The sequence below is a fragment of the Mesorhizobium sp. M0166 genome, from assembly GCF_040322255.1.
In the GTDB taxonomy this organism is placed as follows: domain Bacteria; phylum Pseudomonadota; class Alphaproteobacteria; order Rhizobiales; family Rhizobiaceae; genus Mesorhizobium.
Window position 1 is genome coordinate 349,322 of sequence record NZ_JAMYTD010000003.1, and the last position, 23,658, is coordinate 372,979.

The window sequence follows — 23,658 nt, forward strand, 5'->3', positions numbered from 1 at the left end:
CAGGGGGCCTGGCGCGCTGGCGCAAAGGCTCCTGCCCTCATGCCCTTGCGGCTGATGGAACCATGTGGTGAGTGTCCCCACCCGGAGATGCGCTCTTGCCTGAACCCGCCAACCACCTTGCCTTCGCGCTGGTCTGCCTCGGAATGGTGCTGACGCCCGGCCCGAACATGATCTATCTGATCTCGCGCTCGCTGTCGCAAGGGCCGAAGGCAGGGCTGATCTCGCTGGGCGGCGTGGCGCTCGGTTTCTTGTTCTACGTGCTGTCGGCGGCGTTCGGCATCACCGCGCTGCTGCTCGCCGTGCCCTTCGCCTATGATGTGCTGCGCCTTGCCGGCGCGCTCTATTTGCTGTGGCTCGCCTGGCAAGCGGTGAAGCCCGGCGGGCGCTCGCCCTTCCAGATCCGCGAACTGCCGAAAGACAGACCGCGCAATCTGTTCGCCATGGGCCTGATGACCAACCTGCTCAACCCAAAGGTGGCAGTGCTCTATCTGTCGCTGCTGCCGCAATTCATCGGCCCCGGCATGGGCCACGTGCTGTCACAGCTTCTGGTGCTCGGTGCCACGCAGGTCGCGATCAGCCTGACCGTCAACGCCATCATCGCAGTGACGGCCGGCTCGATCGCCATCTTCCTCGCCGGGCGGCCGCTATGGCTGGTGATCCAGCGCTGGATGATGGGCACGGTGCTGACCGCGCTGGCCGTCAAGATGGCAACCGACGCGCAACGCTGATCGGTCCTACATCGGCCGCCTGACCTGCTCTGCCCGCTCCGGTTCGACCACCCTGCGGTAGAGATGCCAGGTCGCGTGGCCAAGGATGGGCATGACAACGGCAAGCCCAGCAAATAGCGGGATCGAGCCGATGACCAGGAGCACGGCGACCATCAGGCCCCACAGCGCCATCTGCAGCGGGTTTGTCAAAACTGCGCGCGCCGACGTCTCGACTGCCGAGACCGCGCCGACATCGCGGTCGAGCAGCAGCGGAAAGGCGACGACCGTCGTCGCCAGCACGACCGCGGCGAAGGCGAACCCGGCCAGGTTGCCGAGCAGGATCAGTGTCCAGCCCTTGCTGGTCGTCAGCACCTCGCGAATAAAGCCGACGATAGAGGCCGGAGGCTGATTGCCGTACAGGCTGGTGTAGATCGATTGCGCGGTGAACAGCCAGAGCAGGAACAGTACCACTAGCATGATACCGATGACCGCAATCGCGGGCAGCGCCGGGGAGTGGCGTACGTCGAGCGCATGCCACCAGGATGTATCCATGCCGAACTCGCGCCGGCGGCTGATTTCGTAAAGGCCGATAGCGGCGAACGGACCGACCAAAGCGAAGCCGGACATCAGCGGATAGATGAGTTGGATGGCGTTCGAGCCCGATGTCCACTGCGTCAGGATCAGGCCGACCACCGGATAGATCAGACACAGGAACACGTAATGCGACGGCTTGGCCCAGAAATCCTCTACGCCGAGACGGAGCGCATCGAGCAGATCCTCGGTGCTGATGCGGCGCACCGTGGGCTGTACATGCATTCCACGTGCGTCCGCCATGACATGAAAGCTGGCCATAACCATTCTCCCGTGTGTCGGGGCGGCCGCCGCCGGGATGGCCGCCCGTAGCTGCCACTTCAAGAACAGGCGCTATGATAGTCGATTTAGGGGTGATTGTCGCCAAGTCGATGGTCACGATGAATCTGGTTATAGGTTTCCGACGCCGCCATCGACGAGCAGTTCCGTGCCGACGACGAAGCTCGACTCGTCCGATGCCAGAAACACCGCCGCCTTGGCGAGTTCCCAGGGTTTGCCCATGCGGCCGATCGGCACTAGCGCGCGTATCTGATCGCCAAGCGCCTTCTCGTCCGCTTCGGGCAGACCCAGCTTGCCCAAGGCCGGCGTCTCGGTTGGGCCGGGGCTGAGGCCATTGACGCGAATACCGCGCTCGATCATCTCACCCGAGAGGGTGCGCGCCAACGACAGGAGGCTCGCCTTGCTGGCGGCGTAGGCGCTGCTCTGGGGCAGGCCGATATGGGCACTGACCGCACCGCACAGGATGATCGACGACGGGTTGGACAACATCGGCAACAGGGCTTGGATCAAAAAGAACGGCCCCTTGAGATTGGTCCGCATCAGACGGTCATAGACCACCTCGTCCCAATCCTGCAGCGGCTGATGCATCACATCGCCAGCGTTGATGTTCAGTATGTCGAGCCGAGGCCAGCACTGCGCGAGCTCGGCGGCAAGCGCACGCTGATCGGCGAGATTGCCGGCATCATTCCTGATCACCTGCGCCGATCCACCCAGCTCGCGCTGCGCAGCTTCCAGCCCGGACGGGCTCCTGCCAGTGATTGCCACGGTAGCGCCCTCGGCCAGGAACTGGCGCGCGGTTTCGAGGCCGATGCCACTGGTTGCCCCGGTAATGAGGGCATATTTGCCATTCAAGCGACCCATGACTTGCCTTCCCAAAGAGATGAGAACGGCATTGTCGACACGATAGTATGCTTTGTATAGTAGGCACCGAATGGGTACTAAAGGAGATAATTTCATGGCGCAGGCAAAAGCTATCGAGGTAAGGCCAGTCGAAAGCGGAAATGGCGCGACCGATCGTTGCCCGATGATCGATTTCGTCAATCTGGTTTCGGGAAAATGGGCCATTCCCATTCTTTATCGCCTGATCGTCACCGGTTGTCCGATCCGCTTCGGCGAGCTCCAGAGGGCCGTCGCACCGATTACGCAAAAGGAGCTCACGCGGCAGCTGCGCCTGTTCGAACATCGCGGTCTGGTCTATCGGAGGGTCTATGCCGAGATGCCGCCGCGCGTGGGGTATGAGATAACGCCGCTGGGCAGAACCTTGCGTGGCACGCTGGATTCGCTAGCCGACTGGATGCGTGCCAACGCATCCCACCTGATCACCTGACTGATCGTGGACGGATTGTTTGCCCTGCCCGGCCAAAGCCACGGGCGGTCACCGCGCCGCGCCCACCATTGGCCCCCCGCGGCTGAGCTGCGTGACAAAAGCTAGGCAGCGAAACGATCGATCACTTCGGTCAACGGGACATGGCCAAGACAGGCACCCGAACCCGCCGGCTTTTCGCCATCCTCGATGGCCTGGGCGTAACCCACTGCCGGATCAGCTTCGATCCTGCCGCGCAATGCGGCCAGCTTGGGGTAGCTCGCGCCGTCGACCGCCTTGTGGAACTCCGCCCAGCGCGCCACGCCAATCAGCGTGGTATCCGCAAGCGTCAGCCGATCGCCGATCAGGAATTCCGTGTCGGCGATCATCGCCTCGAGCTGGTAATGGCGGTTGGCAACGATCTTGCGGCCAAAGTCACGCAAGGTTGTCAGCAGCAGCGGTTCGGCCGATTCCATTTCATATGCAGCCCAGAGAGGGGTGAAAGCGGTGGTGAAACCGGTGTTCACGAAAGCCATCAACTGGTGCATCCGGTCGGCCTCCGGCGAGCGAGGCTCGAAGCTGATACGGCGTTGCGTGTCACGAGCTTCGAGCCAGGCGGCGATCGCCATGGTCTCGGTGAGCACCCTGCCCTCGTCCGTGATCAACACCGGCGTTTCCTGACGGCCGTTGATGCTGGCATAGGCGTCATCCTTCATTTCAGTGAGCATATCGACGCGACACAGGCGATAGGGTTGTCCGAGGCGTTCAAAAGCAGCGACGAGCCCCATCGAACTTCCCAGCGGGAAGCCGTAAAGGAGGATAGGTTCCATTTCTTTGTCTCTTCCATGATTTAGGGATCACGCTGCGCAGCGAAACTTGACCCTAAACGCTGGTCGCCCCATGTAAATTACGCACTATTCTGTAACCAGGTTCCCGCCATGAAAGATGTCGTCTCTCGCTGCCCGATCGAAGAGACAATGCGTGTGCTCAGCGGTCGCTGGCCCACCTTGCTGCTCTACTATCTCAAGGACGGGACCAAGCGCTTCAGCGACCTGAGGCGTGACAACCCAACCGTGTCGCACCGCATCCTGGCGCTCGAACTGCGCAAGCTGGAGGAAGCCGGGATCGTGCGGCGAACGGCGCATGCCGGCTATCCGCTACGCGTGGATTACGACCTCACGGAGCCCGGTCTCAAGCTCGTGCCGCTCATCGATGCCCTGGGCGATTGGTGGGAAGATACCGAGGACGATCGGGCCAGCCGGGCCTCATCGACGCCGGAAACGAGTCTGGACACAGCCGCCTAGCACGATAGTGAAAATCTGACGCTTGATATCCGAGCCTGGACAGCCGCTTCGCGTCGGATCCGGGCCGACTACCGGAATGCACCGGCAGCGCCAGAAGCTTCATTGCCGAGCAGATACTCTAACGTCGCATTTTGGGCCGCAAGCGGACTGGCCGCTTTCAGGTCCTTGGACCATCGAGCCGGCCTCAGTTCTGCCGACGTTGCTTTCGACCGGTCCTGTGACCACCGCGGCTTCCACCGGATCGCCAGAAAAGCGAGGCAAGCGAGGGAAGGCAGCGTCAAGTTCGAGCCAGAGATTAAGAAGAACAGAGCCATCGCCGCATAGGCGTCTGCCTGCGTGGGTATGGACGGATTCACTCATGCGCAATATGAATTATGAATGGAGATGAGGCCTGCCGTGGCGCTCACATTTTCGCCGTGTCGCCAAGGCAGGTAACGCTCGTTCAATGACGCTGCGCAGGGCGGTTGGGCTTCTGGTCTGACGCCGCCGGCAGAAGTGTCGATATCAGGGGATCTGGTCAATGACCGACAACAAGCCAGACGTTACCAAGGATTGGCAAGCGACGCAGGGCCAGAAGTCCTCCGCCACGCGTCTTCGCCTTTTCGCCGCACTCTCGTGGATCGTCGCCATTGGCGGCGAGATCTACGGAATTATGCTGCTTCGCCAGAACAAGTTCGACCAGGGACACCTGTCGCTGATCATCGGCCTTCTGGTCGGCATCGCGATTTTCGCAATCGCCGGCAACTTGCTGTGGAAGGCGGCCAACAGGCACGATCCGGCCCGCGCATCCGACGCGGCCAGGTTCTTCTTCCAAAACCAGCTCGGCGCAATCATCACGCTGATTGCCTTCCTCCCACTGGTTTTCCTGATCCTCACCGACAAAAACATGGATCCGCGGACCAAGAAGATTGCCGGCGGCGTCGGCGCTGCGCTGGCTGTGCTCGCGACGGTTACGGGGATCAGTTTCAAACCCCCGTCGGTCGAACAGTACACTCAGGATATGAACACGTGCGCAGCCCAGATCAAGTCGGGGCAGCCGACCACCGCCTGTTCGCCCGATGTCGCCGCTCAGGCGCAGGCGATCGCGACGGACACCGCCGCGGTGGCGGCGGCGACGCGGGACGCGAGCCACCCCGCCGGTCAGGATGTCGTTTACTGGATCGCGCCCGAAAACGGAGCCGCGAAGTCCGCCGAGCCGCATGTTTTCCACCTCTGCGCAGGCGTGAGTCCGCTGAAGGACAAGACCGTGAATAGTGGCTCCGTGACGGAGGCCTATGCACAGAACGCCATTCGCATCACGAAGCAGATCGATATGGAACAGAAGCAGTGCGGGTTCACCGCCACAACCAGCCCCAACTGAACCCGCCTGCGCTCGATCGCGTCCAACCGTTGGTCTTGTCGAGAGGGACGGCGCGCAAGCGCAGGCTCAGTATTGACTCGCCGAAGCAACGCTAAATACCGGGATCGCCCGGCTGGCCATTATTGTCCAACTGCAAACTTATCCGCAGCGGTTAGTCCCCTGCCCGGCAAAAGCCATGATCGCGGTTATGTCAGGCGGGCATGACCGTTACGAAAATCGAAAATCATGAGGCCCAACCTGGCCTAAACAGGCGCGTGCTGCTCAGAGCTGCCGGCCTTGGCGCCCTTGCCGGGCTCACCGCCTGCGCAACCGCAGTGCTGCCTACCGGCGAAGGCGCCGGTGTCTCTGCTTCCGCCGCCGGCACGCTGGCCGGCATCCGCGCTTCGGCGGGTCTCGCGCCGGTTGTCGCCGATCCTCAGCTCGAACAGGCGGCGCTGCAGCAGGCCGGCTATATGGCGCGCGGCGGCCGCATGAACCACACCACCGGCTGGGGCAAGGACTTTGCCTCGCGCGTCAAAGACAATGGCATTGCCGGCGCGGCCGCCGAAAACATCGCCGAAGGCCGCTTCGACCAGCAGAAGCTGTTCGATATCTGGGTGCATTCGCCAGGCCACCGCCGCAACATGCTCGACCCGCGCTTCACGCGCTTCGGCCTCGCCTATGTACGCGACGGCCGCGACAGCACGCTTCGCTATTGGTGCCTTGTGCTCGGCAGATAATTTCCGCCATTTGGGTCGGCGGAAGCCTGCAGGATGGCCGACCCATCAGTCTTTGCGACCGCCGCCGAGCAATTCCTCGATGTCCTGCGCACAAACCGGCCTGCTGAAATGATAACCCTGCATCTCGTCACAATTGTTCCTGCGCAGGAAGGCCACCTGATCATCCGTCTCAACGCCTTCGGCAATGACCCTCAGGTTGAGATTTTGCCCCAATGAAATCACCGCGCTGGCCACAGCCTGGTCGTTCTCGTCGGCGGCGAGATCCTTGATGAAGGACTTGTCGATCTTCAGCCGCGCCACGGGAAAGGTCTTGAGTGCACTGAGGCTGGAATAGCCGGTGCCGAAATCATCGATCGAGATCTGGACACCCAGGCTTTGCAGGGCGTTCATGGTCGCGACCGCGAGCTCGATATCCTGCATGATAAGGCTCTCGGTCACCTCCAGCTCGAGATACCTGGCCTCCAGGCCGCTGCCCTTCAACGCGCTGACGATGCGATCGATCAGGTTGCGTTCCCTGAATTGCCGCGGCGACACGTTCACGCAAACGGTCAAGGGCGGCAGCCCTGCGTCTTGCCAGGCCTTGTTCTGCCGGCACGCCTCATGCAGAACCCAGTCGCCGATCGGTACGATCAGACCTGTCTCCTCGGCGGTCGGGATGAACGTCGTCGGCATTACCGTGCCAAGCGTTGGATGGTTCCAGCGTATCAACGCCTCGACCGCAAAAACCCGACCTGACCGAAGGTCCACCTGCGGCTGGTAGAGCAGCGTGAATTCCGAACGCGCCAAGGCGTTTCGCAACTCTTCCTGAAGCACGAATTTTTCATGCGCCCTGGTGTTGAACTCCGGAGCGTAGAACTGGAAGTTGTCGCGGCCGAACTCCTTGGCGCGATACATGGCCGCGTCGGCATTTGCCAGCAGCGTATCGGGATCCGTCCCATCCTTGGGATAGTTGGCAATGCCGATGCTGGCCGTCGCCCGTACAAGATGCGCTCCGAGCTGAACCGGCTCGGCGAGTGAAGCCCTGAGCTTTTGCAAGGTCTCGGAGACGAGATCGACGTTCGCCGGCTGGTCGAACAGTACGACGACGAATTCGTCGCCGCCAAGCCGCACGACGGTATCGGTCGCCCGGACGCAGTCGACCATGCGGCTTGCGACGATCTTCAGAAGCTCGTCTCCGGCATTGTGGCCGAGCGTGTCGTTGACGAATTTGAAGTTGTCCAGATCGATGAACACCACCGTCACCCAGCGACCGTATCGCTGGGCGTACAAGACCGCCTGCGAAAGCCGGTCCTCGAGCAAGGCGCGATTGGGAAGCCCGGTCAGCACGTCATGGTTGGCCATGAAGTGGATGCGGTCTTCGGCCTGTTTGCGTTCGATGGCGATCCCGGCGATGCGCGTCGTGAAATCGATGAGGCGTGTCTCGGCCTCGGTCGGTTCGCGCACCGTCATCGAATACATCGCAAAGACGCCGAGCACGGCGCCCTGATGCGACAGGATCGGGGTCGACCAGCATGAACGCAAACCGTGCGGCCGCGCGAGTTCGCGATAATCTTGCCAAAGCGGATCGTGCATGGTGTCAGCGACAATCACCGGCTCGCGCCGATAGACAGCGGTTCCGCAAGACCCGGCCCGAGGGCCGATCGCGGCGCCGTCGACGGCGTCGGTGTAGTCTCTCGGCAGGCTCGGCGCGGCTGCGTGGCGCAAGTGGGTGCCATCCTTGTCGAGCAGCAAGACCGAACCGAATATCCCCGCCAGTTGGGACTCGACCAGACGCATGAGCCGCTCGAGCACGTCTTCGAGGGGGGCGCTCTTTGCGATCATCTCGAGGATATGCGCCTGCCCGTCGCGAAGGATTTCGGCCTGCTTGCGCGCAGTGATGTCGCGGGCAATGCCGACGAGGCCGAAAATGTTGTTTTGAACGTTGCGCAACGGCAGCTTCGTCGACAGGAACCATTTGCCGGTGCCTGACGCATCGACGACGAACTCCTCCTCGTCGATCATCGGTTGTCCATCACGCATCAGTTGCTGCTCGATGGAGCGAAATTTTTGCGCAAGATCCGGCGCGTGAAGGTCGAAGTCGCTCAGACCGATCATGTCGCTCGTGCTGTCCCGACCGCTGTCGGACGCAATGGCTCGGTTGGCGACGACGAAGCGGCTTTCGGTGTCCTTCACCCACATGTAGTCAGGCACCAGGTCGATCAGCGTCTGCAGCGAGATACGCTCGTCGACGACCAGGCGATTGGCGCTGAGCTCGCTGATGTCCTCGTGCGTGGCCACCCAGCCGCCGTCAGGCATCGGTTGATGGCAGACCTGGATTGTCCGGCCATCGGCGAGGTCGGCTGTCCAGTTCCCCGAAGCCGTGCCCGAATTGACCGCCCGCGCCAACGCCAGATAAGCGTCCGCATTCATTGCCGAGGTCCCGACAGCGACGCGCCGCTCGACGATTTCGCGCAGCGCCGCACCCGGCTGCAATTGCTCCGGCGCAAGGCGATAGATTTCCGCATAGCGTCGGTTGCACAGGATCAGCCGTTCATCGGCGTCAAAGAAACAGATGCCTTGCGAGATGTTCTCGATCGCGGTCTGGAACCGCAGTGCCTGGTCCTGAAGTGCCGCAATCGTGGTGCGAAGCTCGCGCTCGAGGGCCTCATATGAGGCAGTCGCCAGTTTTGCCAGCGTCGTCAAATTGGCGGATTCAGGCGCTTCGGCGGTTTGCCTGGATGATTTCGTGGCCAAACACAATTCCTCCCGCTGATGCTTGAAGCAAGCAATGGAGGCTCGCCTTCAACCCAGAAGCGAGTGCATATTGGTCCGGATATACTAATGGCAGGTGAACCTTGCTCAACGCCGACGCGACCGGCACAGGCAACGGAACCCGTGAGCCGGTCGCGGTGCCGGAGCTGTGAGGCTTAGTCCATGTGCGCGGCAGGCGCCCCACCGGCGGGCGGCGCAGCCTTTGGCTTGCGCAGCAGGAAAACAAACGGGACAGCAAGCAGTGTCATCATCATCAGCAACTTGAAGTCATTGACGTAGGAGATCATCATCGCCTGGATATTGACCATGCGATCCATCAGCGACAGCGCCGTCGGATCGCCGCCCGCCGCTGCCGGCGATGCCGCCCAGAGGTTGGGATTGAACGGATTGACATAGGCCGAGAGCTCGGCGTGGTTGATCTGCGTGTTACGCACCAGCAGAACCGTCACCACCGACACACCGATCGACGAGCCAAGATTGCGCACCAGGCTGAACAACGCCGTGGCATCGGTGCGGAAGCGTGCGTCGAGCGTAGCGAAAGCCACGGTGGACAGCGGCACGAACACCATTCCCATTCCAAGGCCCTGGATGACGCCGGAGCTGAGGATAAGCCAGTTGTCCATCTGCGGCGAGAAGCTGGACATGGTGTAGAGCGATTGCGCGGTCAGCAGGAAGCCGATGACGACGAGGATCCTGGCATCGATCCTGTGCATGATCCGCCCGACGAACAGCATCGCAATCATCGTGCCGACACCGCGCGGCCCCAGAACGATGCCGATGGTGAGTGTCGGATAGCCGAAGATGGTCGACAGCATGGGCGGCAGCAGCGACATGCTCGCCAGGATGAGCACGCCCATGACAAAGATGAACGCCAGCCCGGTGACGAAATTGCGATCGAGGAAAATCTTGGGGTCGATAAAGGGGTGCTCCGCCGTCAACGTATGAATGGTGAATACCCAGAAGCCGGTGATGGAAAGGCCAAGCTCGATCCATATCTCGATCGAGGAAAACCAGTCGACCTCGCCGCCGCGATCGAGCATCAGCTGCAGCGCGCCGACACCGAGCGAGAGCATGGTGAAGCCGAAGAAATCGAAGCTGCGCACCCGCCGGGCGACGCTGGGAAGATATGCGGCCATGCCGAGGAAGGCGATGATGCCGACCGGCAGGTTGATGAAGAACACCCAGCGCCAGTTGAAATTCTCGGTCAGCCAGCCACCCAGCGTCGGGCCAAGGATCGGTCCCAGCATGATGCCGGCGCCCCAGATGGCCATGGCCTGGCCGTGGCGTTCCCTGGGGTTGATGTCGAGCAGGAAGGTCTGCGACAGCGGCACGATGGCCGCGCCGAACACGCCTTGCATCAGCCGGAACAAAACGATGGTCTCAAGGCTCCAGGCGATGCCGCACAGCATTGAGAAGACAGTGAAGCCGACCACGGCCGTCAGGAACAGCTCCTTGCGACCGAAGCGGTCGGCCAGCCAGCCGGTCACCGGCGTCATGATCGCGGCGGCAACGATGTAGGAGGTCAGCACCCAGTTGATGTTGTCGGGGGAGGCGCCGAGATCGCCGGTCATGGTCGGCAGCGCAACGTTGGCGATCGTCGTGTCGAGCGCCTGCATGATCGTCGCCAGCATGAGCGCAACAGTGATCAGGCCGCGGTGCGGCACTTCGCGAAAGGGTTCTGGGCTGCTCATGACGTAAAACTTCCAGCAGGTAACAAAAACGTGTACATTAGGTTTCCGGACGGCGAGGCCCCGCTGTAGAGAGACCCTCATCGCGGTGGGACGCGAGCATCGATGTGGGGGTTACATCGACTGAGCGTCTCGACAAAGCGGGCGCCTGCCGCCCGGAAACCTGAGGACCGAAGATCCTGCGCGGCGTTGTCTGCTCAGGCGGGCTAGCCCGTCTACGCATTCAACTTTTCCTGCGTCTCCCTCGGACCAATCCTGCATCCATCTCGCTGTTTGCTATGCGGCCGCTACCAGGCCTCTTTACTTGGCCTCGCCTGCCGTGGCGCGGTGGAAAATGCTCGGCAGCCCGCGGGAAACGCCGGTGTCCACCGTGACCGTCGCGCTCATGCCGGTGCGCAGCGCCGTCTTGGCGTCGGCATCGGCCAATTCCAGGCGGACCGGAATGCGCTGCGTCACCTTGACCCAGTTGCCGGTGGCGTTCTGCGCGGGCAGCAGCGAGAACTCGGCCCCGGTGCCGGCGCCGATCGCCTTGACGGTGGCTTCGAACGTCTTGCCCGGATAGGTATCGACCGCGATTTCGGCCTTCTGGCCCGGCTTCATGTTGGTGAGCTGGGTTTCCTTGAAATTGGCGTCGACCCAGGTGTCGCCGATCTCGACCAGCGAAAACAGCGGCGTGCCCGAACCGACATACTGGCCGACCTTGAACGAAGCGGCCTGGCTGATGATGCCGTCGGCAGGTGCCTTGACCGTGGTCTGGACCAGATCGTAGGCCGCCTTGTCGCGTGCGGCGAGCGCCGCCATTACCGTTGGATGCTTGTCGGTCTCGATGTCGGGATTGCCGCCAAGTGCCGCCTTGGCGCTGACGATCCCTTGCTGGGCCACGGCCAGCTGCTGCTTGGCCTTGTCGAGGTCGTTCTTGGCTTCGTCCAGCGACGACTTGGCGTTGATGCCCTTCTGGGCAAGGTCGGCGGCACGGTCATATTGCGACTGCGCGTACTGGACCTGGCTTTCGTCCGACTTCTCCTGCGCCAGCGCCTGGCTGTAGGCTGCACGCAGCTGCTCGACATTGAGCCGTGCGCCGGCCACCGCCGCGTCGGCCTGGGCCAATGCGATCCGGTAGGGCTCGGGATCGATAGCAAACAACACGTCGCCCTGCTTGACAGACTGGTTGTCGAAAATGTCGACCTGAACGATGCGACCCGCCGTATCGGCGGCTATCGATACCTTGGCCTGCTGCAGATTGGCGTTCTCGGTCTCCTGATAGCGGCCGCCGGTCACCCAGACATAGCTGCCGCCGGCGATCAACGCAGCCGGCAGCACAAACATCAAAAGGAAACGGCCGGCACGGCGCTTCTTCTTCGGCGCCACCGGCGCTGGAGCTACCTGCGGAGCCACCGTTACCGGAGCTGCCGCCGGCTTCGCGGGAGCTTCCATCTCCAGCTTGGCCGCATTCTCATCTAGTTTGGCTACCGCGTTCATGCTGCTGCGCCTTCCGTATTCTTCACTTTTTCCGAGGGCGGCGTCTCACCATCTGCAAGATTCTGCACCATTGTCTCCAGCGCCTTGACCAGGACGCGGCGATCTTCCGGCGAGACGCCAACGAGCGATTCCTCATAGACCTCGCCGGCAAGGCTCTTGACGTGGGCGTAGGCCGCGTTCGCCTTGGCGGTCGGGAAAATCATGCGCACTCGCCTGTCGGTTGCGTCGGGACGGCGCTCGATCCAGCCGCCCTCCTCCATGCGATCGACAAGGCGCGACACGCTGATCGGCTCGATTTCGAGAAGCTCGGCAAGCCGCGCCTGCGCGACACCCGCCTCCTTGGCGACACGTACCAGAAGCCGCCATTGCGCCGAAGAAAGGCCGAAACCACTGGCGCGCGCCTCGAAGCGCTTGCGCATCAGGCGCTGCACGTCGTGGATCAAAAAGCCCAATCTGTCGATGCCGTCGGAAACCATGAGCGACATATATAATAAGCGTGCTCATAATTCAAGGAGCCCGGATTATGCCAGAAGCCGGCAAGTGTGCATGGCAGTCAGTGCAGGGCGATCGTGGTTAGCAATTTATTATGTCGAGCGCTTGTGACGAGCGTGCAGAAAATCGGCGTTCAGATGCTCAGGCCATCGATCTCATCCAGGCGGAAAAGGCTTCGATATGCGCTTGTCGGGGGTGATTGGCTACGCAGGCAAGGTAAAAGCCATAGCCTGGCAGAGAGAGATCATGTGCCTTGACCAGCCTGCCGGCCTCGAGTTCGCCACTGACGACCACATCGCTGCAGATAGCGATGCCTTGGCCGGCCGCGACCGCGTCGATCGCGTGCAGCTCTTCGCGGAAGCTTAAGTCCCATGCCTGGTTGGCATTGGGGATGCTGGGATCGATCGAGCGTGCGATCGCCAGCCATCGCTGCCAAGTCGGCGCTTCCGGGTCGCGGTTCGTCCAATTGAAATGGATGAGCGGGTGTTGCAGCAGATCGGCGGCGCGCTCGATCTGTCGGTCGCCTTCCGCGAACAGCTCCGGGCTGCATACCGGAAAGAATGCGTCCCGAAAAATTTCCTGCGCGGGAACATCCCTCGGCATTCTGCGCGCATAGCGGATCGCGACGTCGGCGTCACCGGCTCGCAGGTCCAGAACGGCGTCTGTCCCGATGATCTCCAGTGGAATGTTCGGATGCTGTTCGCGCCACTTCGACAGGCGCGGAACCAGCCATCGGCTGGCAAATGCATTTGGGCTCGTCACGCGCAACGGGCGTTGGCCAACACCGGCCGAGGCTGATGCTATTGCCGCAGCGAAAGCGTCGAAGCCGTTGCAAATTACCGGGAATAGCCGTTCGCCCACGCCTGTGAGCACGAGCGGTCGTGGGCGCCGCCGGAACAGCAGTTGCCCACAGACCTCCTCCAGCAATCGAATCTGGTGGCTGATGGCCGTTGGCGTCACTCCGAGTTCCGTCGCGGCCTTCCTGAAGCTCATCAGCCTGGCAGCGGCCTCGAAGGCGCGAAGCGACCCGAGCGGCGGAAGTTTTCTCATCCAGGCAGTTTAGATGAATTTAGCTCATCCAGCGACTGAGATATTCGATTTTGCAGCGAATGGCGCCGCATGAGATCATTATAATCCGACACATGTCGGTGAACGAAAGCGGCCTGTCCAACCGTGCCGAATCACGAAGGGTGTCCCTCGATGAGCATGTTCAAGCTTATAGACGGTTCCGAGCCGACGTTGCAGGCGCCAGATATCGCCCGCCTCAGGCAGGCGATTCGCGGCGATCTGATCCTTCCGGACGACCCTGGCTATGACCAGGCGCGCAGAGTTTGGAATGGCATGGTCGATAAGAGGCCGGCGGCTATCTTCTATTGCGCCGAATCCAGCGATGTCGTCACGGCCGTCAACTTCGCCCGATCGCAAGGCTTCCTCGTCGCCGTCCGCGGCGGTGGCCATAACGTCGCCGGCAGTTCGGTATGCAACGGCGGCGTGGTGATCGATGTGTCACGCATGAAGCGGATCGAAGTCGACCCGATCCGTCGTGTTGCGCGCGCAGAAGCCGGCTTGAACCTGGGCGAGTTCGACGCAGCCACGCAGGTCCATGGTCTTGCGACGACCATGGGTGTCAACGCGGATACCGGCATAGCCGGACTGACACTCGGCGGCGGGTTCGGCAAGCTTGGCCGCAAACATGGACTGAGCTGCGACAACCTTGTCGCTGTCGAAATCGTGACGGCGGACGGCCGGTTGCTCACGGCAAACGCGGCCGAAAATGCAGATTTGTTCTGGGGCATTCGGGGCGGCGGCGGCAATTTCGGAATAGTCACGACTTTCGAATACAAGCTCCATCCCGTGGGTCCGCTCCTCATCGCGGGATCGATGCTATACCGGTACGAAGAGGCACGCGAAGCGATGCGGTTCTATCGTGCGTTCTCGAGCGGCGCCCCGGATGAGCTGAGCCTGGATGCAGCACTTGTGACGGCGCCCTCGGGCGAACGCTTCTTCAGCATATCGGCGTGCTACATCGGCCCACTCGACGAGGGCCAGCAAATCATTCAACCTCTGAGAGAGTATGGCACGCCGGTTGAGCGCCGGATTGCTCCTGTCCCCTATCTTCAAATCCAATCGGCCGCGGACAGCCTCTTTCCGCGCGGTCGGCGCTACTACTGGAAGGCGCAGTTCATGCGCGAAATCACAGATCAGGCGATCGATACCATGTTTGCGGCTTACATGACTGCACCCAGCGAATCGCTTCTGGTCCTGCAGCAGGTTGGCGGCGCCATCTCGCGAGTACCGATGGACGGAACGCCCTGCGCCAACCGAGATGCACTTTACGATTGCTTCCCGATATCGATCTGGGACAATCCGTCTGACGACGAAACGCACATCCGATGGGCGCGTGAGCTGTGGGATGCAATGAGACCGTTCTCGACCGGCGGCGTCTATGCCAACAATCTCGGCGACGAGGGCACTGATCGGGTTCTGGCAGCTTACGGCGAGAATTATCCGAAGTTGGCCGCACTAAAAAACAAGTATGATCCTACCAATTTCTTTCGCTTGAACCAAAACATCAAGCCTGCGACCTGAGCGACCGCCGCAGGCCGATGCCCGAAATTCTGCAGCGCTGCTACAACTCCAAATCCCAGTTCTGGCCGACCAGATCCTTGCCGAAGGAATGGTGGCGCTCCTCGTTGGTCAATTTGAAGCCCGCAGCCTCATAGATGTGGCGGGCGGCGGCGAGCACGTCGTTGGTCCACAGCGTCAGTGTCCCGTAACCCGTGGCGCGGCAAAAGCCGACACATTCCTCGACCAGCCGCTTGCCGATGCCGAGGCCGCGCGCCGACGGCTCGACATAGAGCAGGCGCAACTTCGCCACCGCGTCCGACTGGCGCACGACGAAGACCGAGCCAACGACCTCCCCTTCCCGCTCGGCGATCCAGCTGCGTTCCCATTTCGGATCGAAGGATTTGACGAAGGCGCCGAGGATTTCGGCGACCAGCGCTTCATAGGTCTCGTCCCAGCCATATTCCTGCGCGTAGAGCAGACCCTGGCGATGGATGATCCAGCCGATGTCGCCGACCTGCAGAGGCCGCAGCGTGTAGGGAATCTTGGGTTCGGCGGTCCCGTCCAGCAGGCGCTGCACCGTCTGCATGGCCTTGACCAGCCTGTCCTGTTCGGCAACCGAAAGCCGTTCGAGCAAAGCCGCGACCTGGTCGTGCGAGCCCTGGTTCAGCGGCGCGAAAGCCTGCCGCCCGGCCTTGGTCAGCGCGATCGACGAGCGCCGCGCATCCGCCTCGATCGTGGCGCGCTCGACCAGGTCACGCTCCTCGAACTTCTTCAGCAGCCGGCTGAGATAACCGGCATCGAGGCCGAGATCGCGCGCAAGATCGGTGGCGGTCAGGCCATCGCAATGCGCCAGCTCATAGAGCACGCGCGCCTCGGTCAGCGAGAAGGTGCTTTTCAGCAGCCCTTCGTCGAGCAGCCCGATCTGGCGAGTGTAGAAGCGGTTGAAGGCCCGCACCGCGTCGATCCGCTCCTTGCCTGGGTGACGATGAATGGTCATGGCATCCTCCTCCCGGCAAGATCAGCGATTTAGTTGACTTAGTCAAGGATCATGTTTGAAGCAATTGTCCTGATTATGCCCAGCGGGCGCCTTGACTCACGCGAGCTGCCAGCCTATTTCAGCGCCACGTTAGCACTCCCCCAAGATGAGTGCTAACCACATGTCCGGCGCCGCCGGACGGAGGAACTGTTCTCACCATTCTCATCGAGGAATAAAAAATGGCAAAGTCGAAGTTCCGCCCGCTTCATGACCGCGTGGTCGTTCGTCGGGTCGAATCCGAATCCAAGACCGCGGGCGGGATCATCATCCCCGATACGGCTAAGGAAAAGCCGCAGGAAGGCGAGATCATCGCCGTCGGTTCCGGCGCCCGCGACGAAGCCGGCAAGCTCGTCCCGCTGGACGTCAAGGCCGGCGACCGCATCCTGTTCGGCAAGTGGTCGGGCACCGAAGTCAAGCTCAATGGCGAAGACCTTCTGATCATGAAGGAATCCGACATCATGGGCATCATCGGCTGAATATCGGCCTCACCCTCATTTAAATCTTCGGGCTCAATCCAAGCCCCTGCCAGGAGCTAAAAATGGCTGCCAAAGACGTAAAATTCTCCCGCGACGCTCGTGAGCGCATGCTGCGCGGCGTCAACATCCTCGCCGACGCGGTGAAGGTCACGCTCGGCCCCAAGGGCCGCAACGTCGTCATCGACAAGTCGTTCGGCGCACCGCGCATCACCAAGGACGGCGTCACCGTCGCCAAGGAAATCGAGCTTGAAGACAAGTTCGAAAACATGGGCGCGCAGATGGTCCGCGAAGTTGCTTCGAAGACCAACGACATCGCCGGCGACGGCACCACGACCGCGACCGTTCTGGCACAGTCGATTGTCCAGGAAGGCCACAAGGCGGTTGCCGCCGGCATGAACCCGATGGACCTCAAGCGCGGCATCGACCTCGCCGTCGCCGACGTCGTCGCGACGCTGATCAAGAACGCCAAGAAGATCAAGACCTCGGAAGAGGTTGCCCAGGTCGGCACCATCGCCGGCAATGGCGATGTTTCGGTTGGCTCGATGATCGCGGAAGCGATGCAGAAGGTCGGCAATGAAGGCGTCATCACCGTCGAGGAAGCCAAGACCGCCGAGACCGAGCTCGAGGTCGTCGAAGGCATGCAGTTCGACCGCGGCTATCTCTCGCCCTACTTCGTCACCAACGCCGAGAAGATGGTTGCGGATCTGGAAGACGCCTACATCCTTCTCCACGAGAAGAAGCTCTCCAACCTGCAGGCCATGCTGCCGATCCTCGAGGCTGTCGTGCAGACCTCGAAGCCGCTGGTCATCATCTCGGAAGACGTCGAAGGCGAGGCCCTGGCCACGCTGGTCGTCAACAAGCTGCGTGGCGGCCTGAAGATCGCTGCCGTCAAGGCGCCGGGCTTCGGTGATCGCCGCAAGGCCATGCTGGAAGATATCGCCATTCTCACCGGTGGCCAGGTCATCTCCGAAGACCTCGGCATCAAGCTCGAGAATGTCGGCCTCAACATGCTCGGCCGCGCCAAGAAGGTGTCGATCTCCAAGGAGAACACCACCATCGTCGATGGTGCCGGCAAGAAGGCCGAGATCCAGGGCCGCGTCGCCCAGATCAAGCAGCAGATCGAGGAGACCACCTCGGACTACGACAAGGAGAAGCTGCAGGAACGTCTCGCCAAGCTGGCGGGCGGCGTTGCCGTCATCCGCGTCGGCGGTGCGACCGAAGTGGAAGTCAAGGAAAAGAAGGACCGCGTCGATGACGCCCTCAACGCGACCCGTGCGGCCGTCGAAGAAGGCATCGTTCCCGGCGGCGGCGTCGCACTGCTGCGCGCTTCGCTGAGCATCAAGGCAACCGGCGCCAACTCCGACCAGACCGCGGGCATCAGCATCGTGCGTCGCGCGCTGCAGGCTCCGGCCCGCCAGATCGCGGCCAACGCCGGTGCGGAAGCATCGATCGTTGCCGGCAAGATCCTTGAGAACAAGGGCGCGACCTTCGGCTACAACGCCCAGACCGGCGAATATGGCGACATGATCGCCATGGGTATCGTCGATCCGGTCAAGGTTGTGCGCACGGCTCTGCAGGACGCGGCCTCGGTCGCCGGCCTGCTGGTCACCACCGAAGCCATGATCGCGGAGGCTCCGAAGAAGGAGTCGGCTGGCGGCGGCATGCCTGGCGGCATGGGCGGCGGCGGCATGGGCGGCATGGGTGGTATGGATTTCTAATCCAACCCGTCAGCCTTCAGATACGGAAAGGGCGGCCGAGAGGTCGCCCTTTTTTGTTGATGGGACGGAGGATGAGAGGCTGTTCGATTCCAAACCAAGCGGAAGCATACCCCTCACCCCTCTTCGGCGTCGGCGCAGAACGTGAATCGCCGAGCTGGAGTGTCGGCACTTCAGCAGGGCTCCGCGCTGGCCTTGATGCCCTGGAAGCGCGAAACGTCAATGCGCCGTGATGGCGATCTCTTTCGCCGGCAATGCCCCCTCAATCAGCGCCGCGACCTCATCGGCTACCGCTAGCACCGGGGCGCGGTCGTGGGTGGCGCGCGCGATCACCATCAGCCCTTCCAGCGATGATTCGACCAGCAGCGCCAGCGTATGCGCGCGGCGCTCGGGCACCCCTGCCCTGACGAAGGCCGCCCGGAGCAAGCCTATCCATTGCTCGAAGGCTGACCGGCACAACTCAACCAACTCCGGCATGTCGGTCGGCGAATCCAACACCACGGGCGCGATCGGGCAACCGAGCGTGAACTGGTTGTCTTCCAGCATGCGCGCGACCGACTGGTAGATGTGGTGGACAGCCACCGCCGGGTCCTTTTCAGCGGCGAGCGCGGCGTCCAGCCTCTGCGTCACATCGGCGACGCTATTGCGCGTCACCTCGATGACCAGCTGGTCCTTGCCGCCCGGAAAGTGGAAGTAAAGCGAGCCTCTTGGCGCAGAGGAGGCGCTCAAGATGTCGTTGAGCGACGTGCCGTGGTAGCCGCGCTGCCTCAGCAGCAGCGCCGTCGCCTCGAGCATGCGGGTGCGAGTGTCGTTCGCCATGTCAACCTCTGTCAGGAGTGAGCACTATAGGCCTTGCCTCGAATATGACAACCGGTCTATATAATATGTAGATCAGTCTACATATTTGAGCGAGGGCTAATGCGCAGTTATCGTCTTGAAGGAATCGGCGGGACCAAGTGCCTGGTGATGCGCAACGAGGCGCAGCCGACCCCGAAGCCGCACGGGATCGTTATGCGTGTTCGCGCCACCTCGCTCAACCGCCGCGATACGATGATCCTCAACGGCACCTATCCGCTGGCGCCGCGCCAAGGCGTTATCCCGCTGAGCGACGGCGCCGGCGAAGTCGTTGCCGTCGGCGACGCCGTCAACCGCTTTGCGGCAGGCGACCGCGTCATCGGCAGCTATTTCGCGCGCTGGATCGACGGCCGCATCAATGCCGGGCTGATCGACCAGCTTGGCTGCACGCTGGACGGGATGCTGGCCGAATACGCCGTGCTCGACGAGCAATGGGCGGTACGGCTTCCCGATCATCTCGACTGGCATCAAGCAGCGACACTGACCTGCGCCGGCCTGACCGCCTGGAATGCGGTGACGGCGGCCGAAATGCCGAAGCCCGGCCAATGGGTTCTCGTCATCGGTTCAGGTGGTGTCGCGCTGTTTGCGCTGCAATTCGCCAAGCTGCTCGGCTGCCGTGTCGTGGCAGTCACCTCGCGCAGCGAGAAGCTGGACCGGCTGCGGGCGCTGGGCGCCGACCTCGTCGTCTCGACCGCCGGCATGCCGGAATGGGGTGCTGCGGTGCGCGAGCAGACCGGCGGCATCGACCTCGTCGTCGAGACCGGCGGCCCGCCGACCTTCGCGCAATCGATGATCGCCTGCGCGCTTTACGGGCGCATCGTGCTTCTCACCATACAGGATGCGAAAGGCGGGACGGTGCAGATCCCCGGCCCGGTCTACCAGCGCAGCCTCGCCACCATCAGCCGCCTGTTCGTCGGTAATCGCACCAATCTCGAAGCCATGCTGCGCGCCATCTCGGTGCATCGGCTTAAGCCCGTCATCGACAAGGTGTTCGCCTTCGACGAGGCCAACGATGCCTACCGCTATTTCCAGCAAGGCGACGTCTTCGGAAAAGTGGTCGTCGACGGCGCCTGACTGGTTCGCCCCCAAAATCTGATCGACCCTCAAATCGAAGGAGAGACACAATGACCATTCGTGAAGCAGAGGCTCAATGGCAGGGATCGTTGAAGGAAGGTTCGGGCCGGCTGAGGCTCGGCAGCGGCGTCTTTGAAGGTGCCTACTCCTTCCCGTCGCGTTTCGAGAACGGTCCCGGTACCAACCCCGAGGAATTGATTGCGGCGGCGCATGCCGGCTGCTTCTCGATGGCGCTGAGCGCCATCCTCGGCCGCGAAGGTCACACTCCCGCGCACATCCACACGATCGCGAAAGCGCATCTCGGCGCCAGCGCGGCCGGACCGACGCTGACCCGTATCGAGCTGGAGACGGAGGCAAGCGTCGCCGGGCTGGCGGCGGCGGATTTCGAGCGGCTGGCGCAGACCGCCAAGGAGAGCTGCCTCGTGTCGCGGGCGCTGGCCGGCGTCGGCGTGATCACGCTCAGCGCCCGCCTCATCGAAACCGCTACTGATCACTGAAGGGAAAGGAATATCCAATGACACAGGAACTCATCATCGACATCGCCGCGGCCAAACGCTCCGCCGAAACGGCCGAGATCATGCGGCGCTACAACGACGTCTTCCAGCTCCACGACCCGTCGGCGCTCGACGATCTGGTGGCGGAAGATTGCGTGATCGAGAACACCACGCCGGCCCCGGACGGCGCCCGCCGCATCGGCAAGGGCGCTTGCGTCGAACTGTGGTCGGCGATCGCGACCGGACCCGGCACGCGCTTCGACATCGAAGAAACCTTCGTCGCCGGCGACCGGGCAACGATCCGCTGGCGCTACTGGATGGCCGACGGCAATTCGCTGCGCGGCGTCAACCTGATGCACGTCAAGGACGGGCAGATCGCCGAGGCGATGGGCTACGTGAAGGGATAGCGCTTGGCGCGACAAGCTGCATTCAGCCAAGCTGCATTCAGTGAGGCCGCGCTCAGGCCCAGCCCGGAATCCCCAAAGTTTAGGATTCCGGGCAGGTCGTGGTTACCGCACGACTTTGTGAAGCTTCACGAAGGTCTTGGGACTGCGCTGGATCGTCTGGAAGATCACGCAGTAGCGATCGGTGAGCTCGAGCAGGTCAGTCAGCCGGTCTTGCGCAACGTCGGTCTCGATGTCGAACCGCAGGCGGATCTCCTTGAAGCCGACCGGCACACCTGCGGTGACGCCGAGCGTGCCGCGAAGATCGACGTCGCCCTCGGCGGAGATTTCGGCCGACTTGATCGGTATTTCGAGGACGGCGGCCGCCGCCCTCATCGAAACGCCGGCGCATGCGATAAGGGCTTCCAGCAGCATGTCGCCGGAACAAAGCTCCTGTCCGCTGCCCCCGGCCTTCGGATGGATACCCGCTAGCGCGAGCCCACGTCCTGTCTCGACCTTGCAGGTGACCTTGGAGTCGTCGGCACTGCCCCTGGCCTTTAGCGTAAGAAGTGCCGCGCGCGCATCCTTGCGATATAGATCCTTGATCGGCTCCTGCGTGGCGCGAAATGTCGTGATGTCCATGCATATTCTCCTGTCGTGAGATGTCGCTGTTCGAAATCGTATGGCATTGCCGGGTTACTCCGGCACGCTCACACCCGAGCCCCCGAGTTCGGCGGGGAAGTCCTTCAGCTTCGGCAATCCATCCTTCATCGGCAGGACCGTCTCGGCATAGTTGACGTGAACCCCCGGCGTGAACTTCACCGTCGGTATCGTGGCCGCATAGACGTCGACCAGTCCGAGCGGCGGATGATCGGTCATCAGATGGCCGCCGCACTTCGTGCAGAACTGACGGTTGCTCATGTTTGACTTCGCGAAGCCGGACAGGAACTCCTCGCCCTTGGTGACCTTGACGTTCTCCGGCTTCCACAGCGTGAAGGCGTTCACGGGAGACGCCGACCACGAACGACAGGAACTGCAATGGCAGTAGCCCATCGCCTCGGCCGCTCCGTGCACTTCGATTTCCACGGCGCCGCAAAAACATCCGCCCTTATGTACCGTCATGACTTAGATCCTCATCTTTCTTGAGTTCGACTGCGCTCAGCACCTGATTTGAGACAGAGCTCAGCGCCGACGGGATTTTAAGGCTTCCGGCAATGAACGGAATGACGGGGCGTCCGCCTCACTTGACAGCGCGTCCGGAACTCGAAAGGGATGTCGCGCCGGGTTGCCGCGCAACTTACGGGACATCGATGGGATGGCCGGGGACGCTCTGTCTGACCTCTTGAAAAAGGTGCGTCTCACCGGTGCGACGTTTTTCGACATCAGGGCCCAGGATCCATGGGCCGTTTGCTCGCCTGCCCCGTCATCGATACTGCCGAAGATCCTTCCCGGCGCGGACCACCTGATTTCCTATCACGTGGTGACGGCCGGGCGTTGCTTTGCCCGCATCGTGGGCAAGGAGGCGATCGCGGTGGAGGCCGGCGAAGTCGTGGTCTTCACCCACAGCGACCCGCACATCATGTCGAGCAATCCCGAGCTCGCGGCCGATCCTCCGACCGCCGATGTCCTGGAGATCGCGTCCGCCAGCCAAATGCCGTTCCACATCAACTACGTCAGCGACCGGTCCGTCTCGGCTAGGCTCGTTTGCGGTTATCTTGCCTGCGACGCACAGCCGTTCAATCCGCTGCTCGATGCATTGCCCCCGGTGATCAAGGCCGGGGACGTGAAAGGCGATGCCGGCTGGCTTGGCCAGTTCATCAAATTGGCAGTCTCGGAAGTGGCGGAAAAGCGGGCTGGCAGCGAGACCGTGCTCACCAAGCTCAGCGAGCTCATGTTCGTCGACGTCCTGCGCCGCTATGTGGAGTCGCTTCCACCGCAACACACCGGCTGGCTGGCGGGCCTGCGCGACCCGCACCTGTGCAAGGCGCTGGCGCTGATCCACGATCGGCCAGAGCACAATTGGACCGTGAAGGCGCTGGCGAAGGAGGCCGCGCTGTCGCGCACCGTGCTCGCCGAGCGTTTCACCAGGCTCGTCGGGATGCCGCCGGTGCACTATCTCGCCAAATGGCGGATGCAGATTGCCTCCGAATTGCTCAGCACCGGCAACAGCAACGTCGCAAACATAGCGGCGGAAATCGGCTACGAGTCCGAGGCGGCGTTCAGCCGTGCCTTCAAGAAGATGATCGGCGTCCCCCCGTCGGCCTGGCGGCTGGGTGTTCGCGCTGCGCCCGGTTTCGGAGGCGGCGAGGCTTCCGAAACCGAAGGCGGGCCGGCCGATCCGCGGCGGTAAGCAATTCCAGGAATGGCGCGAACGGTTTTCCGTC

24 protein-coding genes are annotated in these 23,658 nt (G+C 62.3%); 12 read left to right on the top strand and 12 right to left on the bottom strand.

Translation table 11 applies throughout. The features are described from left to right. Nucleotides 1–95 precede the first annotated feature (95 nt). Nucleotides 96–728, top strand: a complete 633-nt coding sequence (locus NKJ46_RS06270) for a LysE family translocator (protein WP_352663215.1) — start codon at nucleotides 96–98, stop codon at nucleotides 726–728. A 6-nt stretch (nucleotides 729–734) separates the two neighbouring features. Here NKJ46_RS06270 and NKJ46_RS06275 read toward each other — a convergent pair whose 3' ends face one another. Both NKJ46_RS06275 and NKJ46_RS06280 read right to left on the bottom strand, forming a co-directional pair. After that, complete coding sequence (locus tag NKJ46_RS06275) at nucleotides 735–1,559, bottom strand: DUF2189 domain-containing protein (protein WP_352663217.1); 825 nt, start codon at nucleotides 1,557–1,559, stop codon at nucleotides 735–737. Nucleotides 1,560–1,688: 129 nt separating this feature from the next. Next, nucleotides 1,689–2,438 (bottom strand): SDR family oxidoreductase, encoded by a 750-nt coding sequence (locus NKJ46_RS06280; protein WP_352663219.1) that lies wholly within the window; start codon nucleotides 2,436–2,438, stop codon nucleotides 1,689–1,691. A 94-nt stretch (nucleotides 2,439–2,532) separates the two neighbouring features. Here NKJ46_RS06280 and NKJ46_RS06285 point away from each other — a divergent pair, with 94 nt between their 5' ends. Then, nucleotides 2,533–2,904: a winged helix-turn-helix transcriptional regulator gene (locus NKJ46_RS06285; RefSeq protein WP_352663221.1), complete on the top strand. Its 372-nt coding sequence runs from the start codon at nucleotides 2,533–2,535 to the stop codon at nucleotides 2,902–2,904. Nucleotides 2,905–3,005: 101 nt separating this feature from the next. Here NKJ46_RS06285 and NKJ46_RS06290 read toward each other — a convergent pair whose 3' ends face one another. Further along, entirely contained in the window at nucleotides 3,006–3,710 is a 705-nt protein-coding gene (locus NKJ46_RS06290; protein WP_352663224.1) for a glutathione S-transferase family protein, read from the bottom strand. Between the two features lie 108 nt (nucleotides 3,711–3,818). On the opposite strand from NKJ46_RS06290, the gene NKJ46_RS06295 reads away from it, so the two are divergent. The 3 genes from NKJ46_RS06295 (at nucleotide 3,819) to NKJ46_RS06305 (ending at nucleotide 6,263) form a co-directional block, all read left to right on the top strand. Then, complete coding sequence (locus NKJ46_RS06295; RefSeq protein WP_352663227.1) at nucleotides 3,819–4,184, top strand: winged helix-turn-helix transcriptional regulator; 366 nt, start codon at nucleotides 3,819–3,821, stop codon at nucleotides 4,182–4,184. 520 nt (nucleotides 4,185–4,704) lie between these two features. Beyond that, nucleotides 4,705–5,544, top strand: a complete 840-nt coding sequence (locus tag NKJ46_RS06300; protein ID WP_352663230.1) for a hypothetical protein — start codon at nucleotides 4,705–4,707, stop codon at nucleotides 5,542–5,544. Between the two features lie 200 nt (nucleotides 5,545–5,744). After that, a complete protein-coding gene (locus NKJ46_RS06305; RefSeq protein ID WP_352663233.1) occupies nucleotides 5,745–6,263 on the top strand; it encodes a CAP domain-containing protein in 519 nt (172 codons plus the stop codon). 45 nt (nucleotides 6,264–6,308) lie between these two features. Here NKJ46_RS06305 and NKJ46_RS06310 read toward each other — a convergent pair whose 3' ends face one another. The 5 genes from NKJ46_RS06310 to NKJ46_RS06330 all read right to left on the bottom strand — a co-directional run bounded on the left by NKJ46_RS06310 (nucleotide 6,309) and on the right by NKJ46_RS06330 (nucleotide 13,723). Further along, nucleotides 6,309–8,996, bottom strand: a complete 2,688-nt coding sequence (locus NKJ46_RS06310; RefSeq protein WP_352663236.1) for an EAL domain-containing protein — start codon at nucleotides 8,994–8,996, stop codon at nucleotides 6,309–6,311. A 173-nt stretch (nucleotides 8,997–9,169) separates the two neighbouring features. After that, on the bottom strand, nucleotides 9,170–10,705 hold the full coding sequence (locus NKJ46_RS06315) for a DHA2 family efflux MFS transporter permease subunit (protein WP_292653931.1): 1,536 nt from the start codon (nucleotides 10,703–10,705) through the stop codon (nucleotides 9,170–9,172). A 297-nt stretch (nucleotides 10,706–11,002) separates the two neighbouring features. Beyond that, entirely contained in the window at nucleotides 11,003–12,181 is a 1,179-nt protein-coding gene (locus NKJ46_RS06320; protein WP_352663240.1) for an HlyD family secretion protein, read from the bottom strand. Next, nucleotides 12,178–12,657 carry a MarR family winged helix-turn-helix transcriptional regulator gene (locus NKJ46_RS06325; RefSeq protein ID WP_023717107.1) on the bottom strand — a complete coding sequence of 160 codons (480 nt, stop codon included), beginning with the start codon at nucleotides 12,655–12,657 and terminating at the stop codon, nucleotides 12,178–12,180. Before NKJ46_RS06325 ends, NKJ46_RS06320 begins: the two co-directional genes overlap by 4 nt. A gap of 157 nt (nucleotides 12,658–12,814) precedes the next feature. After that, nucleotides 12,815–13,723, bottom strand: a complete 909-nt coding sequence (locus tag NKJ46_RS06330; RefSeq protein ID WP_352663242.1) for a LysR substrate-binding domain-containing protein — start codon at nucleotides 13,721–13,723, stop codon at nucleotides 12,815–12,817. A 150-nt stretch (nucleotides 13,724–13,873) separates the two neighbouring features. On the opposite strand from NKJ46_RS06330, the gene NKJ46_RS06335 reads away from it, so the two are divergent. Further along, nucleotides 13,874–15,262 (top strand): FAD-binding oxidoreductase, encoded by a 1,389-nt coding sequence (locus NKJ46_RS06335; protein WP_352663245.1) that lies wholly within the window; start codon nucleotides 13,874–13,876, stop codon nucleotides 15,260–15,262. A 40-nt stretch (nucleotides 15,263–15,302) separates the two neighbouring features. Here the strand turns inward: NKJ46_RS06335 and NKJ46_RS06340 are convergent, their stop codons facing one another. After that, nucleotides 15,303–16,238, bottom strand: a complete 936-nt coding sequence (locus NKJ46_RS06340; protein ID WP_352663248.1) for a bifunctional helix-turn-helix transcriptional regulator/GNAT family N-acetyltransferase — start codon at nucleotides 16,236–16,238, stop codon at nucleotides 15,303–15,305. 218 nt (nucleotides 16,239–16,456) lie between these two features. Between NKJ46_RS06340 and groES the strand changes: the two genes are divergently transcribed. Next, a complete protein-coding gene (gene groES, locus NKJ46_RS06345) occupies nucleotides 16,457–16,753 on the top strand; it encodes a co-chaperone GroES (RefSeq protein ID WP_006203049.1) in 297 nt (98 codons plus the stop codon). Nucleotides 16,754–16,815: 62 nt separating this feature from the next. Next, entirely contained in the window at nucleotides 16,816–18,471 is a 1,656-nt protein-coding gene (groL, locus tag NKJ46_RS06350) for a chaperonin GroEL (RefSeq protein ID WP_352481739.1), read from the top strand. 216 nt (nucleotides 18,472–18,687) lie between these two features. Here the strand turns inward: groL and NKJ46_RS06355 are convergent, their stop codons facing one another. After that, nucleotides 18,688–19,287 carry a TetR/AcrR family transcriptional regulator gene (locus NKJ46_RS06355; protein WP_352663251.1) on the bottom strand — a complete coding sequence of 200 codons (600 nt, stop codon included), beginning with the start codon at nucleotides 19,285–19,287 and terminating at the stop codon, nucleotides 18,688–18,690. A 99-nt stretch (nucleotides 19,288–19,386) separates the two neighbouring features. On the opposite strand from NKJ46_RS06355, the gene NKJ46_RS06360 reads away from it, so the two are divergent. The 3 genes from NKJ46_RS06360 to NKJ46_RS06370 are packed head-to-tail and all read left to right on the top strand — an operon-like array spanning nucleotide 19,387 to nucleotide 21,298. Next, nucleotides 19,387–20,397 (top strand): zinc-dependent alcohol dehydrogenase family protein, encoded by a 1,011-nt coding sequence (locus NKJ46_RS06360; RefSeq protein ID WP_352663254.1) that lies wholly within the window; start codon nucleotides 19,387–19,389, stop codon nucleotides 20,395–20,397. Nucleotides 20,398–20,447: 50 nt separating this feature from the next. After that, on the top strand, nucleotides 20,448–20,894 hold the full coding sequence (locus NKJ46_RS06365; RefSeq protein WP_352663257.1) for an OsmC family protein: 447 nt from the start codon (nucleotides 20,448–20,450) through the stop codon (nucleotides 20,892–20,894). Nucleotides 20,895–20,911: 17 nt separating this feature from the next. Continuing rightward, nucleotides 20,912–21,298: a nuclear transport factor 2 family protein gene (locus tag NKJ46_RS06370; protein ID WP_352663260.1), complete on the top strand. Its 387-nt coding sequence runs from the start codon at nucleotides 20,912–20,914 to the stop codon at nucleotides 21,296–21,298. 102 nt (nucleotides 21,299–21,400) lie between these two features. On the opposite strand, the gene NKJ46_RS06375 is transcribed toward NKJ46_RS06370, so the two are convergent. Beyond that, nucleotides 21,401–21,916 carry an OsmC family protein gene (locus tag NKJ46_RS06375; protein WP_352663263.1) on the bottom strand — a complete coding sequence of 172 codons (516 nt, stop codon included), beginning with the start codon at nucleotides 21,914–21,916 and terminating at the stop codon, nucleotides 21,401–21,403. A gap of 54 nt (nucleotides 21,917–21,970) precedes the next feature. Further along, nucleotides 21,971–22,396, bottom strand: coding sequence for a GFA family protein (locus NKJ46_RS06380; protein WP_352492573.1), 426 nt, complete (start codon nucleotides 22,394–22,396; stop codon nucleotides 21,971–21,973). Between the two features lie 193 nt (nucleotides 22,397–22,589). Here NKJ46_RS06380 and NKJ46_RS06385 point away from each other — a divergent pair, with 193 nt between their 5' ends. Further along, nucleotides 22,590–23,624: an AraC family transcriptional regulator gene (locus NKJ46_RS06385; RefSeq protein ID WP_352663267.1), complete on the top strand. Its 1,035-nt coding sequence runs from the start codon at nucleotides 22,590–22,592 to the stop codon at nucleotides 23,622–23,624. The last annotated feature ends 34 nt before the right edge of the window (nucleotides 23,625–23,658 follow it).